The sequence below is a fragment of the Aestuariivirga sp. genome (assembly GCF_044238155.1).
Classification (GTDB): Bacteria; Pseudomonadota; Alphaproteobacteria; order Rhizobiales; family Aestuariivirgaceae; genus Aestuariivirga.
Genome location: NZ_JBIIDX010000135.1, coordinates 1 through 9,701 on the forward strand (window position 1 = coordinate 1; position 9,701 = coordinate 9,701).

Sequence of the window (9,701 nt, forward strand, 5' to 3'; positions counted from 1 at the left end):
GCAAATCCGCCGGAGGCAAAGCTGATGTAGCCCGTGGTCAGATCAATGAGCGAGAGCGCACTGGTGCCAAGCACCATGGGCGCCCAGGTCTCAAGCACGCCGCGGATTCCGGCGAGATGCGCGGTGTCGATGATGCTGTTGCGGCCGATGTCGATCATCAGCTTCACCGGCACTGAATTGTAGGAATGGGCAAGCGCGCTGCTGAGCGTGGTGCGGCCGGCATACTTGCCGCTGTAATTCCGTGGCGCCCAGTCGCCGATTGCCACGGGTCCGTCCACCACCTCGTCGCTGGGCGCATAGCCCTTGAGCAGGGCCGCCATGTAGACGAAGGGCTTGAAGGCCGAGCCAGATTGGCGCAGGGCGTCCGTGACACGGTTGAACTGGCTTGCCTCATAGTCCCTGCCGCCAACCACAGCGCGCAGCGCGCCATCGGTCGACATGACGACGGCTGCTCCCTGGCTGACGTGATAGGCCTCGGCATTGAGCGCGAGTTCCTCGTTGATGATCGTCTGGGTGGCGGTCTGCAGTGGCAGGTTGATGGTGGTCTTGACCTCCAGCATGAAGTCGCCCGTCAGCCCCCTGCTTTCGATGAGGGCAAGTGTCTCGCGGTAGGCGACGTCGAGAAACCAATTGGGGCTGTCGGCGATGCGCTGTTCGACAAGCATGATCGGGGCGCGGCGGGCTTCGAGCAATTCGCCCTGGGTGATGAAGCCGGAATCGAGCATGCGGTAGAGCACCGTGTTGGCACGGCCGCGTGCGACCGCCGGGTTCTGGTGCGGCGCATATTTCGAGGGCGCCTTGAACAACCCGGCGAGCATGGCAGCTTCCGGCAGGGTGATGTCGCGCACCGACTTGCCGAAATAGAACTGTGAGGCGGCCTCGATGCCATAGGCGCCGCCACCCAGATAGGAGCGATCGAGGTAGAGTTTCAGGATTTCGTCCTTGCTGAGGCGCGCTTCGATCCACAGTGCGAGGAAGGCCTCGTGTACCTTGCGCCGGATGGTGCGCTCGGGCGACAGGAACAGGTTCTTGGCCACCTGCTGGGTGAGCGAGGACCCGCCCTGCACCACATCGTTGGCGCGGGCATTCTGTAGAATGGCGCGGAAGGTGCCGATGATGTCGACGCCGAAATGATCAAAGAAGCGGGCATCCTCGGTGGCCAGCACGGCCTTGATCATGTGCGGCGGAATCTCGGAGAGCGGAATGGCATCATCCTGGCGGATGCCGCGCCGCCCGATGATCTCGCCTGTCTCGTCGGTGAAGGTCACGGCATAGTCGCGGCCGCGGTTCCAGACATCACCCGTGCCCGAGAATGGAGGAAGGGCATAGGCCAGCAGGCCAAAGCAGATGATCACGCCGAAGGTCGCCGCATCGTCCAGCAGGTCAACCACCAGGCGCCGGAGGCCGCGCAGGCGAAAGCGTTCAAGAAAGCTCACATAGGCGGAGTGGCTGCGGCGGAGAAAATCCCAGGTCTCGAACACGGCACTGCTGACGGCGCCGTCGGCCCGCCACAACCGGCCGGCCAGGGAGTCACGGGGAGGAACTTTGGACACGCGCGACTGAAGCCTCTTGGAAGGTTCAGGCTAAGCCGGGATTGTGACCAAAACGCGCCATGGCGTGTTGCGTCTACCGGGAAGGTTGACTTGCATCCTCCAGTCCGTGGCATAAGCGGGTGATGACTGCCGCTCTGCCCTTCTGGAAGACCAAGCCGCTCGATGCCATGAGCCGGGCCGAGTGGGAGTCGCTCTGCGATGGCTGCGGTCGCTGTTGCCTCAACAAGCTGGAGGATGAGGACACGGGCCGTTTCCTCTACACCCGCGCGGCCTGCAAGCTGCTCGATCTCGAGACCTGCAAATGCTCCGACTATGCCAACCGCCAGGCCCGGGTGCCCGATTGCGTGGCGCTGACGCCGGGCAATGTGGGCGAGCTGGGCTGGCTTCCCGCAACCTGTGCCTACCGTCTGCTGTTCGAGGGCAAGCCGCTGGCCTGGTGGCACCCGCTTGTATCCGGGCGTTCCGAAACGGTGGCGGAGGCCGGGATCTCGGTTGCCGGCGAGGCCTATTCCGAAAACGGGATCAGCATCGACGACCTCGTGGACCATCTGTGGCGGCTGCCGAAAGCCCGGCGGCGCCCGAAGCCTGGTGAGTGACCCATGAGACTGCTGCGGTGGCTGTGGCGGCAGGCGGTGATTCTGGGCCTTGGCGCTTTCAGCGTCTGGATCATCGTCTTCGTCATCTTTCGCATCACGGACAACCGGCTGCCCTGGATACTGGCGGTGGCGGTGACCTACGGGATCGCCGCCTACATCGTGCTGCCGCGGGTGATCCGCCTCGGACTGAGGTTCGTGCAGCGAAGCCGCGTTCCGGAATATACCACGGCCGGAGACGGATTGCCGGGCGATCCGGTCAACCTGGCGCTCATCGGCACTCTGGCGGAACTCAGGGCGGCTTTTGCCGCCCTCGGCTGGACCGAAGCGGACCGCCTGGGCCTCGCCAGCTCATGGCGCATGGCAGTGGCCTTCCTGCTGAATCGTCCCTATCCCAGCGCTCCGTTCAGCACGCTCTACCTGTTCGGACGCGGGCAGGACATCGGTTTCCAGAAAGCCATTGATGACAGCCCCCGCAAGCGCCATCACGTGAGGTTCTGGAGCATGAACCTGTCGCGTGTCGAGAACACGCTTGGAACGCCGGCCTTCTGGCTGAAATCCAGCCGTCCGCCCGATGGCGATCGCGCCCTCTGGATCGGGGCGGCTACCCGGGACACGGGTTTCGCCCTGACCTGGCTGTCGTTCCAGATCACCCACGCGACCGCCGCCGATACCAATGCGGAGCGGGACCTCATCGTTTCAGAAATGACGGCGCGACAGCTGATCGGACCCGTCAAGGCCTATGACGAAAGATCTGAGCTGCCGCAAAAGCGGGTCAACCACTACCACTTCGATGGCGACGTCAGCGTGGCGAGCCTGACGGTACAGGGTCGTGGGTCTGGCACGACGGTCGTTTCCTGAGCCTTCCGGACCCGTTCAGGCGGCGGCGGGCTTCGGCCGCTTGATCAGGGCGGCAGCCTTCAGGATGGCGGGGTCGAGTTCCTTGCCACCCGCATCGAGATAGGCGAACAGCGCGTTGCGCATGTGCGGCTCCCAGAACTTGTTGATGTGCTCCGCCACGTCCCTGGCCTCGGCCTCTGGGCCGGAGCCGTGAAAGAAGGTGGCAATCTGGTTGGCCATGCGGATCAGGTCACGTTGTTCCATTGCGGTCAGTCCTTGTCAAAAATCATGACGCCGCGGCTCGAGAGAGCCGCAAGCTTGAGTTTGGCCCCGCGCGCCAGCGACAGGGCGAGTGCCGTGGGCGCCGACACGGTGGCCAGCGCGCCGATGCCGGCGATGGCGCATTTCTGCACCAGTTCGAAGCTGCAGCGGCTGGACATCAGCACGAAGCCATCCGCCATGGAGCGGCCACCGCGCGCCATGGCGCCGATCAGCTTGTCGAGCGCGTTGTGGCGGCCCACATCCTCGCGGGCCAGCAGAATATCTCCGTCCACGGAGCACCAGGCGGCGGCGTGGACTGTGCGGTTCTCACGGCTCATCGGCTGATGGCGCGGAAGATTCTCATAGGCGCGGGCCACGGCCTGCGGGCTCAAAGCCACCGCTGGCAGCGCGCGGCCAGGCATGCGCACTGCGTCACGGATGTCCTCGATGCCGCACAGGCCACAGCCGGTGCGGCCTTCCAGGTTTCGCCTCGCCATGCGGGACCGGTTGATCCGCGCCTCCGGCACCGACAGGTCGATGGCATAGCCATGCTCCGAGGGCAGGACCAGCAACCCCGTCACGTCGGCAGCCTGGGAGATGATGCCCTCGGCGAGAGCAAAGCCCACCGCGAAATCCTCGAAATCGGCTGGAGTGCCCATCATCACGGCATAGGCCTGCGAATTGAACTGCAGGCTGAGCGGCACTTCCTCCGGCACCTGCCAGACGGTTTCCACGTCACCCGCGAGGGTGTGCAGGATGCCTCCCGCTGGCACAGAGGTGGAAGGCGCCGCCGCTCCGACGAGCACCGGCTTTCTGGCGGATGATGCGCTCACTCGGCGGCGACCATGCCCGAGGCGATGCGCTTGTTCTCTTCCTCGCGCTCCTCCCACTCCTTCTGCCAGTCGGAGGGCTGGTTGGAGAGCGTCACCTGCACCGCCGTCACCTTGTATTCTGGGCAGTTGGTGGCCCAGTCCGAGAATTCGGTGGTGATGACGTTGGCGCCTGATTCCGGATGGTGGAAGGTGGTGTAGACGACACCCTGCGGCATGCGCTCGGAAATCCGGGCGCGCAGCGTGGTGGCGCCCATGCGGCTGGTGATCGAGACCATGGCGCCATCCGCAATGCCGCGCAGCTCGGCGTCATGCGGGTGGATCTCGAGCACGTCCTCCTTGTGCCAGGTGACATTGGCCGTGCGCCGGGTCTGCGCGCCGACATTGTACTGCGAGAGAATGCGCCCGGTGGTGAGGACCAGCGGGAAGGAGCGGTTGGTACGCTCCGGGGTGGGCACGAATTCGGTGACCACGAAACGCCCCTTGCCGCGCACGAAGCCACCCACATGCATCAGCGGCGTGCCCTCAGGCGCCTTGTCGTTGCAGGGCCACTGCACCGAACCCAGCGTGTCAAGCTTGGCAAAGGAGACGCCGGCGAAGGTAGGGGTCACCTGCGCGATCTCGTCCATGATGTCGGAGGCGCTCTCATACTGCATGCGATAACCCATGGCGGTGGCGAGCTCGGCAACCACCTGCCATTCATGCTTGCCCTGCATCGGCGCCTTGACCTGGCGAACGCGGTTGATGCGGCGTTCGGCGTTGGTGAAGGTGCCGTCCTTCTCGAGGAAGGAGGTGCCCGGCAGGAACACATGCGCGAAGGCGGCGGTCTCGTTCAGGAAGAGATCCTGCACGACCACGCATTCCATGGCGCTCAGTGCGTCATTCACGTGCTTGGTGTTGGGGTCCGACTGGGCAATGTCCTCGCCCTGCACGAACAGGCCCTTGAACGTTCCCTCGACAGCCTCGTTGAACATGTTGGGAATGCGAAGCCCCGGCTCGTTGTCGAGCTGGGTCTGCCACACCGTCTCGAACATGCGGCGCACGATGTCGTCGCCGACATGGCGGTAGCCTGAAAACTCATGCGGGAAGGAGCCCATGTCGCAGGAGCCCTGCACGTTATTCTGGCCGCGAAGCGGATTGACGCCGACGCCGTTGCGACCGACATTGCCGGTGAGCATGGCGAGATTGGCCATGCCCATGACCATGGTCGAGCCCTGGCTGTGCTCGGTGACGCCGAGGCCATAATAGATGGCGCCATTTCCGCCGGTGGCGTAGAGGCGGGCCGCGGCGCGCAGTTCGCCGGCGGGAACGCCGGTAACCCCCGCCGTGGCTTCCGGCGAATTTCGATCCTCGCGGATGAAGGATTCCCAGCGGGCGAATTCGGTGGGATCGCAGCGCTCCTCGACGAAGGTGCGGTTGGCGAGGCCCTCGGTGACGATCACATGGGCGATGGCATTGATCACAGCCACATTGGTGCCGGGCTGCAATTGCAGGTGATGACTGGCACGGATGTGCGGCGTCTCGACGAGGTCGATGCGGCGGGGATCGATGACGATGAGCTTCGCACCCTCGCGCAGGCGCCGCTTCATGCGCGAGGCGAAGACCGGGTGGCCATCGGTGGGGTTGGCGCCGATTACCACGATCACGTCGGACTCGGCCACCGACTTGAAGTCCTGGGTACCGGCCGAGGTGCCGAACGTGCGCGACAGGCCGTAGCCGGTGGGCGAATGGCAGACACGGGCGCAGGTATCGACGTTGTTGTTGCGGAAGGCGGCGCGGATCATCTTCTGCACCACGAAGACCTCTTCGTTGGTGCAGCGCGAGGAGGTGATGCCGCCGATCGAGCCGCGGCCATATTTCTCCTGGATTGCGCGGAAGCGAAGCGCCGCATGGCTGATCGCCTCGTCCCAGGAGACTTCGCGCCACGGATCAGTGATCCGTTCACGGATCATCGGCTTCAGCACCCGGTCCTTGTGGGTGGTGTAGCCCCAGGCGAAACGGCCCTTGACGCAGGAGTGCCCTTCATTGGCGCCGCCATCCTTGTAGGGAACCATTCGAACAACCTGGTCGCCCTTCATCTCGGCCTTGAAGGAGCAGCCCACACCGCAATAGGCGCAGGTGGTGACAACCGAGTGCTCCGGCTGGCCCATGTCGATCACCGATTTCTCGGAGAGCGTGGCGGTCGGGCAGGCCTGCACGCAGGCGCCACAGGACACGCATTCGGAATTGAGGAAGTCCTCGTCCATGCCGGCCGAGACATGCGAGGCGAAGCCACGGCCATCGATGGTAAGGGCAAAGGTGCCCTGCACCTCTTCGCAGGCCCGCACACAGCGCGAGCAGACGATGCACTTGGCGGGATCGAAGGTGAAATAGGGGTTGGATTCGTCCTTGGGCTGGTAGCGGATGTTTTCCGAGCCGTCGGCGCGCTTGGCGAAGACGTGATTGTCGCCCTCATAACCGTAGCGCACGTCGCGAAGGCCCACGGCACCCGCCATGTCCTGCAATTCGCAGTCACCATTGGCAGCACAGGTGAGGCAGTCCAGCGGGTGGTCCGAGATGTAGAGCTCCATCACGCCCTTGCGGAGCTGGGCCAGCCGCTGCGTCTGGGTCTTGACCTTGATTCCGGGGGCCACCGGCGTGGTGCAGGAGGCCGGCGTGCCCTTGCGGCCCTCGATCTCGACGAGGCAGAGCCGGCAGGAGCCGAAGCTCTTCAGCGAGTCGGTGGCGCAGAGCTTCGGGATCTTGGTGCCAAGCTCCATCGCGGCGCGCATGATCGAGGTGCCGTCCGGCACCGTTACCTCATGGCCGTCGATTTCCAGCGTCACCATCTTCTCCGCGCTGGAAGCTGGCGTGCCGTAGTCCGTTTCCTTGATGAGGGTCATGGTGGTCTGGCTCCTATTCCGCGGCAAGGCGCGAGGGCTTGTCGAAATCTTCGGGGAAGTGCTTCACTGCGCTCATCACGGGCATGGGCGTGAGCCCGCCCATGGCGCAGAGCGAACCGTCGGTCATGGTCTGGCAGAGGTCGGACAGCAATTCGAGATTGGCTTCGCGGCTTTCGCCGGCGACGATCTTGTCGATCACCTCGACGCCGCGGGTGGAGCCGATGCGGCAGGGCGTGCACTTGCCGCAGGATTCGACCGCGCAGAACTCCATGGCGAAGCGGGCCTGGGCGGCCATGTCGACGCTGTCATCGAACACCACGACGCCGCCGTGGCCGACCATGGCCTGGGCGCCGGCGAAGGTTTCATAATCCATCGGCATGTCGAGCTGCGAGGCCGGCAGATAGGAGCCAAGGGGCCCGCCCACCTGCACCGCGCGCACCGGGCGGCCGGTGAAAGTGCCGCCGCCGAACTCTTCGATCAGTGTACGGAGGGTTACGCCAAAGGCCTTTTCCACGAGCCCGCCCTGCCTGATGTTGCCGGCGAGCTGGAAGGGCAGGGTACCGCGCGAGCGGCCCATGCCATAGTTCTTGTAGGCGGCCCCGCCCTCGGCCAGGATGAAGGGCACAGCGGCAAAGCTCAGCACGTTGTTGATGACGGTGGGCTTGCCGAACAGCCCTTCGAGCGCCGGAATCGGGGGCTTCGGCCGTACCATGCCGCGCTTGCCCTCAAGGCTCTCCAGCATGGCGGTTTCCTCGCCGCAGATATAGGCGCCGGCACCGCGGCGCACCTCGAGGCGGAAAGATTTGTCCGTACCCTGAATATTGCTGCCAAGCCATCGTGCGGCGGTGGCGGCGTGGATCGCCTCGTTCATGGTGGCGATGGCATCGGGATATTCCGAACGGATGTAGACGTAGCCACGGGTGGCGCCCACGGCGAGGCCGGCGATGGTCATGCCCTCGATCAGCATAAGGGGGTCACCCTCCATCACCATGCGGTCGGCGAAGGTGCCTGAATCGCCCTCGTCGGCATTGCAGCAGACGTATTTCTGATCGGCCGTGGCGTCATGCACCGTCTTCCATTTGATGCCGGTGGGAAAGCCAGCACCACCGCGGCCGCGCAGGCCCGATTCGGTGACCTCCGCCACGATGGCCGCGCCGGTGAGGCCGAGGGCCTTCTTCAGCCCGGCGAAGCCGCCGTGCTTCTCGTAGTCGGTCACCGAAACGGGATTGGTTATGCCGCAACGGGCGAAGGTGAGCCGCTCCTGGTTCTTCAGGTAGGGGTGCTGGGCAATGTCGCCCAGCCGGAGGGCGTGGTCGCCGCCATTCTCGAGGGCGGGGATGAGCGAGGCGACATCGGCCTTGGTTACTGGCCCGTAGGCGATGCGGCCGCCAGCAGTTTCGACCTCGACGAGGGGCTCGAGAAAGAGAAGGCCGCGGGAGCCATTGCGCACCACCTCAAAGCCGGACGCGACAAGAGCGGCTGCCACTTCATCAGCCCCCACCGAGCGGGCGGCCGAATCGCGCGGGACGAAGACCCGGGTCATGAGCGGCACTCCGCGGCGATGGTCTCGAACCGGGCGGCATCGACCCGGCCCACCAGCCTGCCGTCCACCATGATGGCGGGGGCAAGCGCGCAGTTTCCCAGACAGTAGACGGGTTCCAGCGTAATGGCGCCATCCGCCGTGGTCTGGCCCATCTTGATCTTGAGGAAACGCTCGATCATGGCGGCCAGCTCATTTCCCTTCATGGCCTGGCAGGCCTCGGCCCGGCAGACCTTGATGACATGGCGGCCGGCCGGCTCGCGGCGGTAGTCGTGGTAGAACGTGACGACCCCGTGTACCTCCGCACGCGAAAGGTTCAGCGATTTGGCCAGCGCGGGCAGGGCGGCTTCAGGGACGAAACCAAGTTCCTCCTGCAGATCATGCAGGATTTCGAGCAGGGCATCGGGCTTGTTGCCGTAGCGTAAGGCTATCTCCCGGGCGGCCGTCGCCTCGCGCGGGGGGGTGTCAATCAGGGAATGGTGTCCAGACATGTCCACTTCATGGCGCAGTCTGACTGTAAATTCCAATTGACGGCTCCTATGGAGCCATAGGCAGGGCTGATTGACAGGTCCGGTCAGGACTTGAGGGAGCGGGCGGCTGCGAACAGGGCGGAAACCAGGGGCGACAGGGGTTCGCGCGGCAGACCCACCAGGCCCACCTTGTGTTCCACCTTCGGATCGACCAGCGGAATGGCCCGGACGCCCTCGAGGTGGCCCAGCACGTTGATGAAGTATTCCGGCATGATCGAAGACAGGCCCATCGACTTTACCGAAGCCAGCAGGTTCATGATGGAGTTGGTCTCGAGCCGGGGCGAGGGGTGCGCGCTCGCCGCCGCGAAGGCGCGGTCGATGATGCGGCGGTTCTGCATGTTGGGTGTGAGCAGACAGAGAGCCTCGCCCGCCGCCTGCTGCCAGGTGACGGATGATTCGTCCTTGTACGGAGAACTCTCTCCGACGAACAGGCAGTAGTGCTCGGAATAGAGCGGATGCTGCATGAGGCCTTCCACCGGCTCGTTGTCGAGATAGGTGAGTCCGGCCTCGATCGAATGGTCGTGCAGGTTGCGCAGGATTTCCGAGGAGGACTGCGAGAGCACGGTGAACTCGACCATCGGGTGGGCCTGTTCCATGGCGCGGGTGAGCAGCGACACCATGGGCAGGGCCGAGGGGATGACGCCGAGGACGAGGCGGCCCGACAGCTCGCCC

At 64.8% G+C, this 9,701-nt stretch carries 9 protein-coding genes; 2 read left to right on the plus strand and 7 right to left on the minus strand.

Translation table 11 applies throughout. The features are described 5' to 3' along the window. Window positions 1-1,553 (minus strand): transglycosylase domain-containing protein (locus ACILRN_RS13240; RefSeq protein ID WP_395689012.1); only part of this gene is annotated, 1,553 nt, incomplete at its 3' end. Between the two features lie 122 nt (window positions 1,554-1,675). Here ACILRN_RS13240 and ACILRN_RS13245 point away from each other — a divergent pair. Next, window positions 1,676-2,149, plus strand: coding sequence for a YcgN family cysteine cluster protein (locus tag ACILRN_RS13245; RefSeq protein WP_395689014.1), 474 nt, complete (start codon window positions 1,676-1,678; stop codon window positions 2,147-2,149). Window positions 2,150-2,152: 3 nt separating this feature from the next. Continuing rightward, complete coding sequence (locus tag ACILRN_RS13250) at window positions 2,153-3,007, plus strand: LssY C-terminal domain-containing protein (RefSeq protein ID WP_395689017.1); 855 nt, start codon at window positions 2,153-2,155, stop codon at window positions 3,005-3,007. Between the two features lie 15 nt (window positions 3,008-3,022). On the opposite strand, the gene ACILRN_RS13255 is transcribed toward ACILRN_RS13250, so the two are convergent. The 6 genes from ACILRN_RS13255 to ACILRN_RS13280 all read right to left on the minus strand — a co-directional run. Beyond that, window positions 3,023-3,250 (minus strand): formate dehydrogenase subunit delta, encoded by a 228-nt coding sequence (locus tag ACILRN_RS13255; RefSeq protein ID WP_395689019.1) that lies wholly within the window; start codon window positions 3,248-3,250, stop codon window positions 3,023-3,025. 5 nt (window positions 3,251-3,255) lie between these two features. Next, window positions 3,256-4,080: a formate dehydrogenase accessory sulfurtransferase FdhD gene (gene fdhD, locus ACILRN_RS13260; RefSeq protein WP_395689021.1), complete on the minus strand. Its 825-nt coding sequence runs from the start codon at window positions 4,078-4,080 to the stop codon at window positions 3,256-3,258. Continuing rightward, the gene (fdhF, locus tag ACILRN_RS13265; protein ID WP_395689024.1) at window positions 4,077-6,959 is read right to left on the minus strand and encodes a formate dehydrogenase subunit alpha; all 2,883 of its coding nucleotides are present in this window, start codon (window positions 6,957-6,959) and stop codon (window positions 4,077-4,079) included. The genes fdhD and fdhF overlap by 4 nt, the downstream gene beginning before the upstream one ends. A 13-nt stretch (window positions 6,960-6,972) precedes the next feature. Further along, window positions 6,973-8,502 (minus strand): formate dehydrogenase beta subunit, encoded by a 1,530-nt coding sequence (locus ACILRN_RS13270; RefSeq protein WP_395689026.1) that lies wholly within the window; start codon window positions 8,500-8,502, stop codon window positions 6,973-6,975. Beyond that, window positions 8,499-8,990 carry a formate dehydrogenase subunit gamma gene (locus ACILRN_RS13275; protein ID WP_395689027.1) on the minus strand — a complete coding sequence of 164 codons (492 nt, stop codon included), beginning with the start codon at window positions 8,988-8,990 and terminating at the stop codon, window positions 8,499-8,501. The genes ACILRN_RS13270 and ACILRN_RS13275 overlap by 4 nt, the downstream gene beginning before the upstream one ends. Window positions 8,991-9,073: 83 nt before the next feature. Beyond that, window positions 9,074-9,701, minus strand: a 628-nt coding sequence (locus ACILRN_RS13280) for a LysR family transcriptional regulator substrate-binding protein (protein WP_395689029.1), incomplete at its 5' end; no start/stop codon positions are given.